Raw genomic sequence first — 15,908 nt, forward strand, 5'->3', positions numbered from 1 at the left:
GAATTTTTATTCACCTTTAGCCTGTGTTTCGCGGGACGTCGAGCGGGCAAGCGCATCATTCCAGGTCGCCAGAAGGGCCGCTCGATTCACGGCTTGCGGCTCGATGGTTCGGGTGGTTCGCGGCAGCTCCGAGACAACATGGAGATCGCTCCACAAACCGAGTGACAGCCCCGCCAGATAAGCAGCGCCGAGAGCCGACGCCTCGGGTGCTTCGCATTGGATCACGGGATGCTCGATGAGGTTCGAAACGCACTGCATCAGGAAGCGGTTCTGGCTCGGCCCGCCATCCACATAGAGCGCGCCGAGCGCGCCGCCGCTCTGTGTCCGCATGGCCGCGATCACATCATGCACCTGGAAGGCGATGGAATCGGTTACCGACCGTGCCATCTGCGCGCGTGTCGTCTTGAAGTTGATCTGGGAGAACAAAGCACGGGCATCGGAATTCCAATGAGGCGCACCAAGCCCCACGAACGCCGGCACGAAACCAGGCGCGCCCGGCTCGGCGCTCGCCGCAAGTTCCACAAGCGCGGCGACGTCAGCCAGGCCGAGAATGTCCGCCATCCAGGGAAGGCTGGCGGCGCAAACGAGGATATTGCCCTCGAAAGCGAAAGTCGGCTCCCCCCCGATCCGCCATGCGACAGTGGTTGTAACGCCGTTGCGCGGGGCAATGAATTGCGGCAGCGTCGTCATGACCGAAGAGCCGGTTCCGAAGGTCACCTTGCCGTCGCCCGGCTTGAATGCGCCATGGCCGAACAGGGCTGCGTGACTGTCTCCGATCGCGGCCATTATAGGCGTGCCGTCCGGCACCCCAGACAATCCTTGCGTCCTGCCGAAATCGGCAGAACTGTCGAGCACATCAGGCAGGAGCGCGATGTCGACGCCGAAGATCCCGCCGAGTTCCTCGCGCCATTTCTGTTCCCGCAGGTCGAACAACTGGCTCCTGGCGGCATTCGAAGCGTCGCAGACATGCCGGCGCCCGCCCGTCAGGCAGTGGATGAGCCAGCTGTCGATCGTTCCCAGCCGCACCGGCCGCCCGGCAGGAATCCGGTCGAGCAGCCATCGGAATTTCGAACCCGGGAACATCGGATCCAATGGCAGGCCGGTCAGCGCCTGCACACGGCCGAGGTGGCCGTCGGCAATCAGACGTTCGCAATCCTGCGCCGTTCGACGGCACTGCCAGCTGACGACCGGTCCAAGCGGTTCTCCTGTTTCAGCATCCCACGCGGTAACGGACTCGCGCTGGTTGGAAATAGCGACCGCCTCGATCGTCACGTCGGGGCTGGTCTTCAGGCATGCGTCGATCGCTTCGCAGACCGAGGCGTAAAGCCGGCGTGGATCTTGTTCGACCCAGCCCTCCCTCGGATAAGAGATGCCGACAGCAGCCGAACCCCTGCCGACGATTTCTCCCTTTTCGGAAACGAGAACTGCCTTTGAATTGGTCGTACCCTGGTCGATTGCCAGAATTGCCCGCATTCTATCCTCCCCAGATCAGGCGGCGGCCGCGGCGGCAAAATGCGCCCCGGCCGCTTCACACGATCACCAGTTATTTGCGCTTGATCAGCGCCTGTGCAGCGTCGGCGATTGCGGATGGCGACATGCCGTATTCGTCGAGCAGGAACTCTGCCGAACCGGTCGGGGCGTAGACGCCGGGAACGCCGAGACGTTTCATCGGCACCGGGGCATTATCGACCACCACTTCGGCGACCGCGGAGCCGAGCCCGCCAAAGATCGAATGCTCTTCAGCCGTGACGATCGCTCCGGTTTCCCTAGCCGCGTCGATGATGGCCTCCTCGTCGATCGGACGAACCGTTGCGAGATTGAGCACCCTGGCATCGATGCCGCGTTCGCCGAGAATCTCGGCAGCCTTCACGATGCGATGGGTCAAGGTGCCATTGGCGATCAGCGTGACGTCGGAACCTTGGCGCAGGAGATTGGCTTTGCCAAGTTCGAACCTGTGGCCCTCCGGAAGAAGGTCGGGCACACCGACCCGTGACAGGCGCAGGAAGCAGGGACCGTTGTAGGTCGCTGCCCAGGCAACGGCAGCGGCGGTTTCGATCCGGTCGCAAGGCGCAATAACAGGAAGATTGGGCAGGACCCGCGTCCAGGCGAAGTCTTCGATCGAGTGATGAGTCGGCCCCAGTTCGCCATAGGCCATTCCGGAAGAGATGCCCACCAGCTTTACGTTGGCATTCGAGTAGGAAATATCGGCCTTGATCTGCTCCAGCGACCGGCCAGTGAGAAACGGCGCGGCGCCGCACACGAAGGGCAGCCGTCCGCCATTGGCGAGGCCTGCTCCGACGCCGACCATGTTCTGCTCGGCGATGCCGACATTGACGAGGCGCTCTCCAAACTTCGCCTTGAAGCCGCCGAGCTTGGAGGAACCGACAGAGTCGTTGCAGACGGCAACGATCATTTCGTTTTCAGCTGCCAGCCGCTCGAGCGTGGAGGCGAATGCGTCGCGGCAATCGTGAAGCTTGGGTGGGTTTACTGGCGGGTTCATTACAGTGCCTCCGACAATTCTGCCAATGCGATTTCGTATTGTTCCTTGCTCGGCACCTTATGGTGCCACTCGACCCGGTCCTGCATGAAGGAGATTCCGTGGCCCTTGTTGGTATGGGCGACGATGCAGTGCGCCCCCGAACCCCGATGTTCGAGAGCCGGAACGATTTCGCCCATGGCGTTGCCGTCGATCTCGGTGACCTCCCAGCCGAAGGCTTCGAGCTTGGGCCGAAGCGGCGCGAGATCGTTGGTTTCGGCAAGCGCGGCACCCTGCTGAAACCTGTTGTGATCGATGATCAAAGTCAGGTTATCGAGCTTGAACTGGGCTGCCGCCATGATCGCTTCCCAGTTGGAGCCTTCCTGCATCTCACCGTCGCCGGTGACGACATAAGTGTGATATCGAGCGCCCGAGAGTTTGGCGGCCTTTGCCATTCCCACCGCGACCGGAAGGCCGTGGCCGAGCGGCCCGGTATTGGTTTCGACGCCAGGAACCTTGTTGCAGTTCGGATGCCCGTTCAGCCTCGAATGCGGCTGCAGGAAGGTGGAAATCTCGTCCTCCGGGATGAAGCCGCGTTTTGCGAGCGTCACATAGAGAGCGCAGGCCGTATGTCCCTTTGAAAGGACGAACCTGTCGCGGTCGGGATGCTTCGGCTGATCCGGCCAGACATTCAGCACACGAAAATAGAGCGCCGTCAAAATGTCGATGACCGACATCTCGCCGCCAATATGGCCGGCGCCCGCTTCAAAGACCGCCTGGAGATCGCGCAATCGGATCTCGCGGGCGATGCGCTCAAGTTCTGTCGTATCCATAGGGTTCCTCTTGGTGCATAAATATTCACTTATCAATATTTTTGCACAACACACCGATTAGTCAAGCCTCCAAACGAGGCGCCCATGAGGATATGTCGGTACAAATAGAGTTGACAGCCGGAAAGCAAGTTGTTAATGAATTTTCCAGCATGAGTGAATAATTATTCTCGCTTGCACAAATATCGGATACAAGCCTAGGCATAGGGAGGAGCAATGGTGGCGCTCGATATCAATGAACACAGGCTTTCGTCCGGCGCTTGGCTCGGAAAGCTCAAGGGAGCTACCGGTCCGCTGGTGGGATTGCTCGCGCTGTGCATCTTTCTGAGCTTCAGCACAGACACGTTTCTTTCGGTTCGAAACGGCCTCAATATTCTCGACCAGATCACCGTCCTCGGCATCATGGCAGTTGGAATGACGTTCGTCATCCTGATCGGCGGCATCGATCTGTCCGTCGGCTCCGCCCTCGCCCTGGCGATGATGGTCATGGGCTGGACCGCCAACGTCGCTGGTCTGCCGCTGCCTGTCGGGATCGCCTTCGCGCTGATCGCATCGGCCATTTCGGGCCTGATCGTCGGGCTTCTGGTGACGCAGTTCAGGGTTCCAGCCTTCATCGCTACGCTTGCGATGATGTCGGCGGCGCGCGGCGTCGCGAACATGATCACCGACGGCCAGCAGATCGTCGGCTTCCCCGACTGGTTCATGATGCTGGCAATCGATCGCCATTTCGGCGTCATGACCGCCACGGTCTTCCTCATGCTCGCGGTCGTTCTTGCGGCGTGGCTCTTCCTGCACTTCCGCTCCGAAGGCCGCATGCTCTATGCGGTGGGTGGCAACCCTGAAGTCGCGCGCCTGGCCGGCATCAACGTGCCGCTGGTGACGATATCAGTCTATGTCGTGAGCGCCGTCCTTGCGGGACTTGCAGGCATCGTGCTCGCCGCTCGACTGGATTCCGTCCAGCCGTCCAGCGGCCTCGGCTATGAACTGGACACCATCGCTGCCGTTGTCATCGGCGGCACTTCGCTCTCCGGCGGCGCGGGCGGTATCGGGGGAACGCTGATCGGCGTCCTGATCATCGGTGTGCTTCGCAACGGCCTCAACCTTCTCAACGTCTCACCCTTCCTGCAGCAGGTGATCATCGGGATCGTCATCGTGCTCGCGGTCGGCGCGGAGACCATTCGTCGGCGTCGCGCCTGACGCGCATGCTCCGCCGCGTTGGCGGACACGGAATTCCGTCTCGGAAACTCGGGGCGGATCAATAACCCAAGGGGGAGGACATACCCTAGGGTCCATCAAACAACGGAGGAACTACAATGAAAATTGCGCGCACCATGCTCGCGTCCGCTGCACTGCTCGGCCTCATGCTCGGTCCCGTACACGCCGCGGAACTGAAGAAGCTTGGCCTGGCCGTTGCCAACCTTCAGGCAAACTTCTTCAACCAGATCAAGCAATCGGTCGAGGCCGAAGCCAAGAAGCGCGGCATCGAAGTCATCACCGTCGACGCAAAGGGTGACGGGCCGACGCAGGTCAACCAGATCCAGGATCTTCTGACCCAGAAAATCGACGCGCTGATCTACATTCCGGCAGGTGCGGCAGCGGCGACCGTTCCGGTCAAGCTCGCGAAGAACGCCGGCATTCCGGTCGTCAACGTCGACCGCAACGCCGAAGGCGCGCCGGGCGATACATTCCTCGCAACCGATTCCGTCGCGTCTGCCAAGGCGGTGTGCGACTACATCCTGAAGGAAGCCGGCGGCAAGGGGAAGATGGTCATCATCCATGGCCAGAAGGGCACGACGCCGGAAGTCGATCGCTCGAAGGGCTGCGGCGAATCCCTCAAGGCCTATCCGGATGTGAAGGTTGTCGCCGAACAATATTCCAACATCTGGAGCCAGGACGAAGGCTTCCAGATCATGCAGAATATGCTGCAGGCAAATCCCGATGTCTCGATCGTCTTCGCACAGGCCGATGGCCTCGCACTTGGCGCCGCTCAGGCAATCAAGGTCGCAAATCCCTCGCAGAAGATCGTGGTCGGCGGCTTCGATGGCGACACTGCGGCTCTCGAAGCGCTCAGCAAGGGCGTCTTCAACGTGACGGCAACCCAGCAGACGCAGAAAATGGGCCGCGATGCGGTCGAAAACGCCGCCAAGCTTGTCGCCGGTGAAAAGGTACCGCCGGTACAGCTCTTGGATGCCACGCTGACAACCAAGGAAAACGTCGCAGGCTTCATCGCCAACCACCCGTAATGAAGCCGAGGTCTTGAGGAGGTGTGCCGTGACTGATCCAGTCCTTTCCCTGAGGGGCATATCCAAGTGGTATGGGCCGCTCCAGGTTCTGAAGAATGTCAGCCTGGACGTCTATCCCGGTGAAGTGGTGGCACTTCTCGGTGAAAACGGAGCGGGCAAGTCGACGCTCTCGGGCATCATTGCCGGCTCCCGCACACCATCCGAGGGATCGATGACATGGCTGGGGCAGCCTTATGCCCCGGCCACCCCACGCGAAGCGATCGACAAGGGCGTTGTGCTGATCCATCAGGAACTGCAGCTTCTGCCGCAGCTGTCGATCGCGGAAAACGTCTTCATCGGACGCTGGCCGATGAAGAACGGCGTCGTCGACCGGGCTCAGATGGTTCGCCGGGCCCAGGACCAGCTCGCGCGTTTGAACCTTCATATACCGGCAACACGGATGGTCGCCGGCCTTTCCACCGCAAATCAACAGCTCATCGAGATCGCCAAGGCGCTGGCTCTCAACGCCAGGCTGCTGATCCTCGATGAACCGACCGCCGCCCTTGGCGGCGCGGAGACGGAAGCTCTGTTCGAACAGGTTCGCAAGCTTCGCTCGGAAGGTGTGGGCATCGTCTACATTTCCCACCGCATGGAAGAGATCAAGCAAATCACCGACCGGATCGTCGTTCTTCGCGATGGGGAGCGGGTGCAGGAATTCTCAGACAGCGCCACGCCGGTGCGAACGATTGTCGAGAGCATGGTCGGACGCCCGCTTGATCGCCTGTTCCCTACGCTGCCGGTTCCGACCGACCGTCCGGTCCTTGAGGTATCAGGGCTGAGCTCGCCTGATAACTCGTTCCGCGACGTTACTTTCGAGGTGCGGGCCGGAGAAATTCTCGGAATCGCTGGCCTGGTCGGCGCCGGCCGCACCGAACTGGTGCGGGCGATTTCGGGAGCAGACCCGATCAGCGCGGGTTCGATCAAGCTCGAAGGCGAAGAACTCAGGCTGCGGGATCCGGCCGACGCGATCGCCAAGGGCATCGTGATGGTTCCGGAAGACCGCAAGGAGCAAGGCCTGATTGTCGGGCACCGGATCAGCGAAAACATTGTCTATGCCAATCTGGATAAACTCGGTGGCGGCTGGATTACCCCGCGCCTCAAACGCTCCTTCGCGGAAAAGGCAGTTGCCAAGTTCGGCGTCAAGGGCCGCGCCGAGCAATTCGCCTCCGATCTTTCCGGCGGCAACCAGCAGAAGGTCGTAATCGCCAAGTGGCTCTTGCGCGAGCCTAAGGTCGTCGTGCTCGACGAACCGACGCGAGGCATCGACGTCGGCGCCCGCGCGGGCATCTACGACATCATCGTCAACCTTGCAAAACAGGGTGTGGCCGTCATCGTCGTAAGCTCGGACCTCGAGGAGGTCCTCGGAATTTCCAATCGCATTCTCGTGCTTGCCCAGGGCAAGCAGGCAGGCATCCTCGACCGTGACCAGGCAAATGACGTCTCGGTCATGGAGTTAGCGACCATCTAAACAGACAGAGAAAGGAAGAGCGGTGTCTGACATCACTCTGAACGCCCCGAAGCTTTTCGACCTCAGCGGCCAGGTTGCCATCGTCACCGGAGCCGGCAGCGGCATCGGGCAACGCATTGCCATCGGCCTTGCGCAATGCGGCGCTGACGTGGCGCTGCTCGATCGTCGAACCGACGACGGACAGGCGAAGACATCTGAATATATTCGCGCCGCCGGCCGTCGCTCCATCGAGATCGCGGCCGATGTGACGAACAAATCTTCGCTGGCAGACGCCGTCGCACGAACCGAAGCCGATCTCGGCGCCTTGACGCTGGCCGTCAACGCTGCAGGCATCGCCAACGCCAACCCGGCAGAAGATATGGAGGAAGATCAATACCAGACGTTGATGGATATCAACCTGAAAGGCATCTTTCTTTCCTGCCAGGCCGAGGCCCGCGCCATGCTGAAGAATGGACGCGGCTCCATCGTCAACATCGCCTCCATGTCGGGCGTGATCGTCAACCGGGGCCTCAGCCAGGCGCATTACAACGCCTCCAAGGCGGGCGTGATCCATATGTCGAAGTCTATGGCGATGGAATGGGTCGGCCGCGGCATTCGCGTCAACACCATCTCCCCCGGCTATACGGCAACGCCGATGAACACCCGTGCGGAGATGGTCCACCAGACCAAGCTTTTCGAGGAGCAAACACCGATGCAACGCATGGCAACGGTCGACGAGATGGTCGGTCCGGCGGTGTTCTTGCTGTCGAATGCAGCAAGTTTCGTCACCGGCGTCGATCTTCTCGTCGATGGCGGTTTCTGCTGCTGGTGATGCGGATGACAAGCTCGTTGCCGGCACCTGGAACATGAACCGATCTCGCTTCCTCCCTGGCTGAGATCGAGGCGCTGAAGGGACCAACGGGCAAGACGGCGCGATATCGCCGTCCGCCCGCCCTTCGCGCTGATCGAACGAGCTGAGGCCACGGCGTCGTCATTGGCGCTCAAAGGCAACGCGAATTCATTGAGCCGAATTTGCGTCCCTCGACGGACACCCGAAAGGAAAGAGCATGAAACGCTTCGAAAACAAGACTGTCGTCATCACCGGGGCCAGCCGCGGCATCGGCGCCGCCATCGCAAGGCGCTTTGCGCGCGAGGGCGCCAATCTCGTCGTCTCGGCGAACGAGGATCTGGTCCACGGCGTTGCCGAAGCGATCCGGGCCGAAGGCGGCAAGGCGATCTCCTTCATCGGCGATGTCACAGACAAGGCGAGCGTCAAGGCGCTCTACGATGCCGCCGAAAAGGAATTCGGGGCGGTCGATGTCTCGATCCAGAATGCCGGCGTCATCACCATCGCCCGCATCGAGGACATGACCGAAACCGAATGGGACAAGGTCATGGCCGTCAACACCAAGGGCGTCTTCCTCTGCGCCCAGGAGGCCATTGCCAGAATGCGCAAGCACAAGCGCGGCGGCCGCATCATCAACACCGCCTCCGGCCAGGCCCGCGACGGCTTCATCTACACCCCGCACTACGCCGCCTCGAAAATGGGCGTCGTCGGCATCACCCAGAGCCTGGCAAAGGAAGTCGCCACCGAAAAAATCACCGTCAACGCCTTCTGCCCAGGCATCATCGAAACCGACATGTGGGCCTATAACGACCAGGCCTGGGGCAAGCTCCTCGGCAATTACGCCCCTGGCGAACTGATGAAGGAATGGGTCGAGGGCATCCCGATGAAGCGGGCCGGCAGCGGCGAAGACGTCGCCGGCCTGGTCACCTTCCTCGCCAGCGACGACGCCGCTTATATCACCGGCCAGACGATCAATGTCGATGGCGGGTTAATCATGTCCTGAGCCTAGGAGCGACAGTGGCCGAACCCGTCCTTCGAGGCCCCTTTCGGGGGCACCTCAGGATGAGGTCGGAGATAGATGGCCGCCCAGCTCAGCAGGAGGCGCAGGCGCAATTCACACCCGCAATGTTGCTACGCGGCAGGCACCACGATCAGCCCTCATCCTGAGGTGCCCCGAAAGGGGCCTCGAAGGACGAGGGCGGGTGACTCATCCTCATCAGATTTCCGCCTTCGCTTACGTCCGACTGATCGAAACGCCGCCATCGGCGAGCATCGCCGTCCCCGTCACAAAACTCGACAGGTCGGAGGCCAGGAACAACGCCGCATTGGCGATCTCTTCCGGCTGCGCCATACGTTTCAGCGCATGCAGCCCGTTGACAAAAGCAAGCAATTCCTCAGTCGCGTCAGGTGCATTGGTGATGGCGGCCGGCGTATCGGTGCCGCCGGGCAGCAGGGCATTGACGCGGATCTTCCGCGACGCGAGTTCGGCGGCAAGAACCTGCACGAGGCCGATCAATCCCGCCTTGCTCGCCGCATACGCTCCCATGCCCGGCATGCCGGCGGTATAGCCGACGAAGGTGGAGGTGAAGATCAGCGATCCGCCGCCCTCGCCCATCGCTGCCGACTGGTGCTTGGCGCCAAGGAAGGAGGCGGTGAGATTGGTCTCGATCGTCTCGCGCCAGCCATCCAGCGACAGCCCGGCGACCGGCCCCATTTCGCCAAGTCCGCCGGCATTGTTGAAGGCGATATCGAGCTTGCCGAAACGCCCAAGAGCCGTTTCGACGAGGCTTATCTGCAGCGTCTCGTCCCTGATATCGCCGGACACCGCAACGGCCTGTCCGCCCTCGGCCTCGATTTCGGCCACGACGGCGTCGAGCGCCTCCTGCCGCCTTCCTGTGATAACCAGCTTTGCGCCTTCCCGCGCAAATACCTTCGCCGCCGCGCGGCCGATGCCGGAGCTTGCGCCGGTGATGATCGCGGCCTTGTCGTTCAGAAGTGCCATGTCGATTTCTCCTCAGTTGTCGAGGCACCTCAAATCTCAGACATCCGGCGGGGCAGCCACCCGTTTCCTGCGCGCGAACAAGAGAGACGACAGCATCTCCATGGCGAATCAGGCCAAAGGCGCGATTACCGTCGAGCGAATATCGAAATTCCCATTGTAAAAGAGCGGGTTGCAATAACTTCCCCTCGCGTGCTTACGCTTAGGTCAGCACTATTGTGCGTTGCATCGTCGATTTATATCGGGTGTGGCATTCATCTCACTCCTTTCATCCACCTTCCCGACTAAGAAGGGACGCACAGGTAAAGGAATCTCGTCATGCCGCGGTCACGCAACACTCAGGGCGCCATCTATATGAGTATGGCGATGGCCGGCTTTTCCGCGAGCGACGCTCTCTCCAAATCAGTGGTCGCCTCTATGAACGCCGGCGAGATCATGTCTCTGCGTGGCCTCTTCACCAGCCTGCTCGTCTATCTGATCGCCAGGAAAATGGGCGCTCTGTGCTCCTGGCGCGTTGTGTTGCAACCGATCATCATCCTCCGCATCATTTGCGAGATGTTCTCGGCCGTCACCTACATCACCGCGCTCGGCATGATGCCGATCGCCAATGCCTCGGCCATCCTGCAATCGCTGCCGTTGGTCGTCACCTTCGGCGCCGCGCTCTTCTTCCGGGAACCCGTCGGCTGGCGGCGCTGGTCGGCGATTGTCGTCGGCCTCGTCGGCGTCATGATCATCATCCGCCCCGGCCCCGAAGGCTTCACCGCCGCCGCCCTTCTCTGTGTCGCAGCGGTGCTGACGACGGCCGGCCGCGATCTCGCCACCCGCTCGATCGATCCCGAGATTCCCGCGCTGATGATCACCGTCATCACCGCAATCTCGATCTCCTTCTTCGGCGCGCTTCTCATCCCCGTGCTCGGCGGCTGGCATCCTGTCAGCGCCACCTCGCTCGGCCATCTCCTGCTCGCCTCGGTGCTGGTGCTCGTCGGCTACCAGTCGGTGATCCTCGCCATGCGCACCGGCGAAATCTCCTTCGTCGCGCCCTTCCGCTATACCAGCCTGATCTTCTCCTCGTTGCTTGGTTTCTTCTTCTTTGCCGAAGTGCCTGACGGTTGGACGCTGCTCGGCGCTGCGATCGTTATCGCTTCCGGCCTCTATACGTTCTATCGTGAGGCCAAGCGCCACCTATCGCCGATCGCGCAGGAATCCGAGCCGCGCGTGCCGGTGTGACGAAAGCGCCGAGGCAGGATGATGGCAGAATTTTCGCTCACAAAGTCCGACATCGCAGGTGTGGTGCTCGCCGGCGGCCGCTCGCAGCGCATGGGCCGTGACAAGGCAAGCGTAATGCTCGGCGCCGAAAGCCTGCTCCGCCATGTGCTTTCCCGCCTGTCGCCGCAGGTCTCGTCCATTGCCGTCAACGCCGATGCCGCCGAGGAAGACGTGCCCGTCGTTCCGGACCGTATTTCCGGCAAGGCCGGGCCGATGGCCGGAATTCATGCCGCAATGACCCATGCAGCCGCGATCCCCTCAGTCACCCACGTCGCCACCGTTTCGGTCGATTGCCCCTTCTTCCCGGCCGATCTCGTCGCCCGACTGGCAGCAACGCTCGAGCGCCCGTCGCAGATCGCCATCGCCGCCTCCGAAGGCCGCAGCCATCCCGTCTTCGGTCTGTGGCCGGTGACGCTGGCTGCCGACCTCGAATCCTGGATTGCCACCGACGAAAAGCGCCGTGTGCGCGATTTCCTCTTACGACATGACGTTAAGGAAGTAGCCTTCCCGCTGCATCCTACCCGCGCCAGCCTGCTCGATCCCTTCTTCAACATCAACACGCCTGATGATCTCGTCGAGGCGCAACGCTGGCTGGAGGCCCTTCGCACATGACCGCACCGAAAGTCTTCGGCATCGCCGGCTGGAAGAACTCCGGCAAAACGGGGCTCGCCGTCCGGCTGGTGACGGAATTCACCCGCCGCGGCTACAAGATCTCGACGATCAAGCATGCCCATCATGATTTCGATATCGACAAGGTCGGCGCCGACAGTTACCGCCATCGCCAGGCCGGCGCACATGAGGTCACGATCGTCTCCGGCACCCGTTACGCCATCATGCACGAGCTGCGCGGCGCGCCGGAGCCCGCGTTCGAGGAGATCCTCGCCCGTCTCGCCCCCTGCGATCTCGTGCTGATCGAGGGCTACAAGCGCGAGCCGATCCCGAAAATCGAAGCCCGCCGCCTGGAAGCCGCAAATCGTACACCGCTCGCGCCGGACGATCCTCACATCGCGGCGATCGCCGCCGATCATCCCGTCACCGATACGGCCCTGCCCGTCTTCGATCTCGACGACACCGCCGCCATCGCCGATTTCATTGCTGAGATTGTCGGTCTTGAAGCTCGGCGTTAGCTAGCCGATCTGAGGGGCAGGTCCGTCTCACTTGCGATCGCCTTGTGAATTTCTCTGACAAGCTGGTCCTGGTTATACGGTTTTCCCAATCTGGGAAGATTGACCTCTGCGCCGGCGGGAAGATCGGCATAGCCCGTTGCCAGCACGATCGGCAGCGCCGGTCGAATGGCCCGTACCGCCTGGGCCAGCTGCGCACCGGTCATGCCAGGCATCGAATAGTCGGTAATCATCACGTCGAAATGCCCGCCGCTTCTGATCACCTCCAGCGCCTGTGAGCCGGAGTTTGCTTCGACGACATCGTGGCCGAGATCTTCAAGCATCTCGACCGAGCTCATGGCGATCAAGGTATCATCGTCGACCAGAAGGATCCTCAGCCTCGATGTTGATTGCGCGAGAGGTAGATCGGTTTCGGCCGGTTGTTCAGGGCGCCGTTCGGTCGCGGGAAGCCACAATTCGGCAGTCGTTCCCACGTCGGGCTTGCTCGTCAGGCGCAGCGCGCCGTTGAGCTGCACGGCAAGGCCGTGGATCATCGATAGCCCGAGGCCCGTGCCCTTTCCGAGTTCCTTTGTCGAAAAGAAAGGATCGATGGCCTTCTTCAGCGTCTCTGCATCCATTCCGGTGCCCTTGTCGGTCACGCTGAGAACAAGGTAGGTCCCCTCGCCCAGATCGCCGCCACCCGCGACTTGTTCTTCACGCAGCGAAATCGACAGAGCTCCTCCATCCGGCATGGCATCGCGCGCATTGACGGCAAGGTTGAGCAGCGCCAGTTCGACCTGGTTGGCATCGGCCAATGCCGGCCGCAGCGCCGGCGCGAGCGCGGTTTCAATGCTGACGGAGGATCCCACCGAGCGACGCAACAGATCGTTCATGCCGGATACCAGCTCGGCCAGATCGACCGGCTTCACTTGCAGATCCTGCCGTCTGGCGAAAGCCAGCAGACGCTGGGTCAGGGCGGCCCCGCGGCGTGCGCCCTGAAGCGCGCCATCGACCAGGCGGGTCGCCTTCGGGTCTCCTGTCACATGCTTGCCGAGCAGTTCGAGATTGCCGAGAACGACCATCAGCAGATTGTTGAAATCATGCGCGACGCCACCGGTCAGCTGGCCGATCGCTTCCATCTTTTGCGAGTGACGAAGCTGCTCCTCGGCCCTTTCCCGTTGAGCGACCTGTTCAAGCAGACTCTGGTGGGCAGCATGCACCTCGCCGGTCCGTTCTCTCACCCGCTCTTCAAGGCCCTCATTGAGCCGTCGGAGGTTCTCCTCGCTGGTCTTGCGGGCTGTGGCATCGGAGGAAACGCCAACCAGCTTCTTCGCCGAACCATATCTATCGGCATAGAGCTGCGCATGCATCTCCGCCCAGTGAAGCGATCCGTCGGGCCAGATCGTCCTGTGTTCGACCGAATACTCGCGGCCAATCTCGATCGTCAGGTCCAGGCTTGCCTGAACGAGGCCGCGATCGTCGGGATGAATGCTGGCGATCAGGTCGCCATACGCAAATTCCTCGTCCGCACCTCGGCCGAAGATGGCCTTGCAGGTATCGGACGCGGACAACCGCATCGACGACAATTCCAGTTCCCAGGCTCCGAGACGGCCCGCGGCGAGTGCCGTTTGCAGCCGCCGCTCACCTTCGCTGAGGGCCTCGAGCTGGGCGCGCGCCTGGTATTGGCGCAGACGCCCCCTTAACGCGGTCCTGGCGATACTGATGAAGGATATCGCGTGGAAAGGCCGTTCCAGAAAGGTAACGTTGGCGAGGACCTCGGAAAGGCTGGCAGCGGCCGGATTTCGTTCCGGCCCGCCGCCCCGCGTGGTGAGCACGATAAAAGGCAGGTCCGACCAGCTCGGCTGCGCCGATATCCAGGCCGCGACCGGTTTCAAATCGCTTGAACGAACCGCCTCTTCCGTCAGCACGCCGAACGCCACGTCGTCATCGAGCAGAGCCGCGAACATCGGGAGGTCGGGGGCGGTAACCGCTGTCGCTCCGGCTTCGTTCACCAGGGATATCGCCACCAGAGCATCGCGACCGGCGGGTGCGTAGATCAGCGCCTTTGGTTTGCCGGAACTAGGAATTGCCGCCATCCCCGCTATCGCGCGACATCAGGGATGTCGTGTCTGAAACAAACTCCGGAACGCCGCGCAGCACTCCCTGAAATCCGATAAGTGGCCCTCCAAATGTCAGGCCCGACGCCTCGATGCGATATTCCCGGATTGTATCCTCGTGGAAGCCGGTCCTTTTCTTGATCACCGAGACTGCGCGGCGGACCCGTCCCGCCGCCTCGAAATAACGCAGCAGAATAACCGTATCAGCAAGATAGGTGACGTCGACGGGAGCTTTCATGTCACCGACAAGCCCGTGCTGAGCCACCGTCAGGAAGGTGTTTGTGCCTTGCCTGTTCAAATATTGCAGCAGCTCGTGCATGTGGAGGATCAACGAATTTTCATCGGGCATCGCAGCCTGATATCCGTTGATGCTGTCGATGATGACGGTCTTGGCGCCGGATTTATCGACGCAATCGCGCACGCGGTGCGCAAATTCGCCGGGCGACAACTCGGCGGCGTCCACCTGTTCGATGTGGACGAGACCTGCGTCCACCATCGCCTCGAGATCCATTCCGAGCGCCTTGAGCCGTCCGAAAAGCAGCCCAAGCTCCTCATCGAAAACGAAGGCCGCCGCCTTCTCTCCACGCCCGATCGCTGCTGCCAGGAACTGAAATGAGAAGGTGCTTTTTCCGGTGCCGGCGGGCCCGAGGATCAACGTACTGGAGCCGCTCTCCAGTCCGCCACCCAAGAGAAGGTCGAGCTCCGCAATGTCGCTCGAAACGTTGTCGCGGGAGTAACTCGTCCTGTGCTCGGAAGCAACGAGACGCGGGAATACGACGAGGCCGCCGGTCTGGATCGTGAAGTCGTGGTAGCCGCCGCGGAAGGCTTGCCCGCGATATTTCATGATTCTCAAACGTCGCCGTTCGGAGCCGTAGCCGGGCGTCAGTTCCTCGAGATGGATAACGCCGTGCACGACGCTGTGGACAGTCTTATCGAGTACGTCTGATGTCAGGTCGTCGAGCAGAAGCACCGTCGCCCCCTGCCGCGCGAAATAATGCTTGAGGGCGAGGATCTGCCGGCGGTATCGCAACGAGCTTTGCGCCAGCAGCCTTATCTCCGACAGGCTGTCGAGAACCACCCGGCTGGGCTTCACCCTTTCGAAAGCGGCGAAGATTTCTCTGGTCGTCTCCCCAAGTTCCAGATCTGACGAGTAAAGCAGGCTCTGCTGCTGATCGGCATCCAGCAGGCTCTCGGGAGGCACGACCTCGAAGACTTCGATATTACCATCGATGACCATGCCGTGCGACGCGGCTCCGGCTCGCAATTCACTCTCTGTTTCCGAGAGCGTGATGTAGAGTCCCCGCTCGCCAAGGCGCGCACCCTCGATCAGAAACTGCAATGCAATGGTGGTCTTTCCAGCTCCTGGATTCCCCTCGAGGAGAAACACATGGCCTGCGGAAAGGCCGCCTGCCAGAATTGTGTCCAAACCGGACACTCCGGTCCGAGCTTTCGCGGCAGGAATAGCAGTATTCATTCATTGTTTCCTTCAGTTTCACTTTGAATTAGTGGCGAAGGATGGAATGTCAAACGGCTGGCGCTGG

At 61.4% G+C, this 15,908-nt stretch carries 14 protein-coding genes; 8 read left to right on the forward strand and 6 right to left on the reverse strand.

What is annotated here, in order from left to right; genetic code table 11:
* Positions 1-6: 6 nt before the first annotated feature.
* The 3 genes from AMC88_RS12215 to AMC88_RS12225 form a co-directional block, all read right to left on the reverse strand.
* On the reverse strand, positions 7-1,473 hold the full coding sequence (locus AMC88_RS12215; protein ID WP_064825332.1) for an FGGY family carbohydrate kinase: 1,467 nt from the start codon (positions 1,471-1,473) through the stop codon (positions 7-9).
* A 70-nt stretch (positions 1,474-1,543) separates the two neighbouring features.
* Positions 1,544-2,500 carry a transketolase family protein gene (locus AMC88_RS12220; protein ID WP_016733258.1) on the reverse strand — a complete coding sequence of 319 codons (957 nt, stop codon included), beginning with the start codon at positions 2,498-2,500 and terminating at the stop codon, positions 1,544-1,546.
* On the reverse strand, positions 2,500-3,309 hold the full coding sequence (locus AMC88_RS12225; protein WP_016733259.1) for a transketolase: 810 nt from the start codon (positions 3,307-3,309) through the stop codon (positions 2,500-2,502). Before AMC88_RS12225 ends, AMC88_RS12220 begins: the two co-directional genes overlap by 1 nt.
* Before the next feature lie 213 nt (positions 3,310-3,522).
* Here AMC88_RS12225 and AMC88_RS12230 point away from each other — a divergent pair, with 213 nt between their 5' ends.
* The 5 genes from AMC88_RS12230 (at position 3,523) to AMC88_RS12250 (ending at position 8,885) form a co-directional block, all read left to right on the forward strand.
* The gene (locus tag AMC88_RS12230; protein ID WP_012484068.1) at positions 3,523-4,503 is read left to right on the forward strand and encodes an ABC transporter permease; all 981 of its coding nucleotides are present in this window, start codon (positions 3,523-3,525) and stop codon (positions 4,501-4,503) included.
* Positions 4,504-4,619: 116 nt separating this feature from the next.
* Positions 4,620-5,549, forward strand: coding sequence for a sugar ABC transporter substrate-binding protein (locus tag AMC88_RS12235; protein WP_012484069.1), 930 nt, complete (start codon positions 4,620-4,622; stop codon positions 5,547-5,549).
* A 28-nt stretch (positions 5,550-5,577) separates the two neighbouring features.
* On the forward strand, positions 5,578-7,056 hold the full coding sequence (locus tag AMC88_RS12240; RefSeq protein WP_064822164.1) for a sugar ABC transporter ATP-binding protein: 1,479 nt from the start codon (positions 5,578-5,580) through the stop codon (positions 7,054-7,056).
* Between the two features lie 22 nt (positions 7,057-7,078).
* On the forward strand, positions 7,079-7,867 hold the full coding sequence (locus tag AMC88_RS12245; RefSeq protein ID WP_064822165.1) for an SDR family oxidoreductase: 789 nt from the start codon (positions 7,079-7,081) through the stop codon (positions 7,865-7,867).
* 235 nt (positions 7,868-8,102) lie between these two features.
* Entirely contained in the window at positions 8,103-8,885 is a 783-nt protein-coding gene (locus tag AMC88_RS12250; protein ID WP_064822166.1) for a glucose 1-dehydrogenase, read from the forward strand.
* A gap of 231 nt (positions 8,886-9,116) precedes the next feature.
* Here the strand turns inward: AMC88_RS12250 and AMC88_RS12255 are convergent, their stop codons facing one another.
* Positions 9,117-9,884: an SDR family oxidoreductase gene (locus AMC88_RS12255; protein ID WP_064829958.1), complete on the reverse strand. Its 768-nt coding sequence runs from the start codon at positions 9,882-9,884 to the stop codon at positions 9,117-9,119.
* A gap of 315 nt (positions 9,885-10,199) precedes the next feature.
* On the opposite strand from AMC88_RS12255, the gene AMC88_RS12260 reads away from it, so the two are divergent.
* The 3 genes from AMC88_RS12260 to mobB are packed head-to-tail and all read left to right on the forward strand — an operon-like array spanning position 10,200 to position 12,274.
* Positions 10,200-11,108 carry a DMT family transporter gene (locus AMC88_RS12260; protein WP_064825333.1) on the forward strand — a complete coding sequence of 303 codons (909 nt, stop codon included), beginning with the start codon at positions 10,200-10,202 and terminating at the stop codon, positions 11,106-11,108.
* Between the two features lie 21 nt (positions 11,109-11,129).
* Complete coding sequence (gene mobA, locus AMC88_RS12265) at positions 11,130-11,759, forward strand: molybdenum cofactor guanylyltransferase MobA (protein WP_064825849.1); 630 nt, start codon at positions 11,130-11,132, stop codon at positions 11,757-11,759.
* Positions 11,756-12,274: a molybdopterin-guanine dinucleotide biosynthesis protein B gene (gene mobB, locus AMC88_RS12270; protein ID WP_010016465.1), complete on the forward strand. Its 519-nt coding sequence runs from the start codon at positions 11,756-11,758 to the stop codon at positions 12,272-12,274. The genes mobA and mobB overlap by 4 nt, the downstream gene beginning before the upstream one ends.
* On the opposite strand, the gene AMC88_RS12275 is transcribed toward mobB, so the two are convergent.
* A complete protein-coding gene (locus AMC88_RS12275; protein ID WP_064822169.1) occupies positions 12,271-14,346 on the reverse strand; it encodes a PAS domain-containing hybrid sensor histidine kinase/response regulator in 2,076 nt (691 codons plus the stop codon). The two genes, mobB and AMC88_RS12275, sit on opposite strands and share 4 nt — an antisense overlap.
* Positions 14,330-15,841 (reverse strand): ATPase domain-containing protein, encoded by a 1,512-nt coding sequence (locus AMC88_RS12280; RefSeq protein WP_064825334.1) that lies wholly within the window; start codon positions 15,839-15,841, stop codon positions 14,330-14,332. Before AMC88_RS12280 ends, AMC88_RS12275 begins: the two co-directional genes overlap by 17 nt.
* Positions 15,842-15,908 lie beyond the last annotated feature (67 nt).

It is taken from the genome of Rhizobium phaseoli, assembly GCF_001664385.1.
Classification (GTDB): Bacteria; Pseudomonadota; Alphaproteobacteria; order Rhizobiales; family Rhizobiaceae; genus Rhizobium; species Rhizobium phaseoli.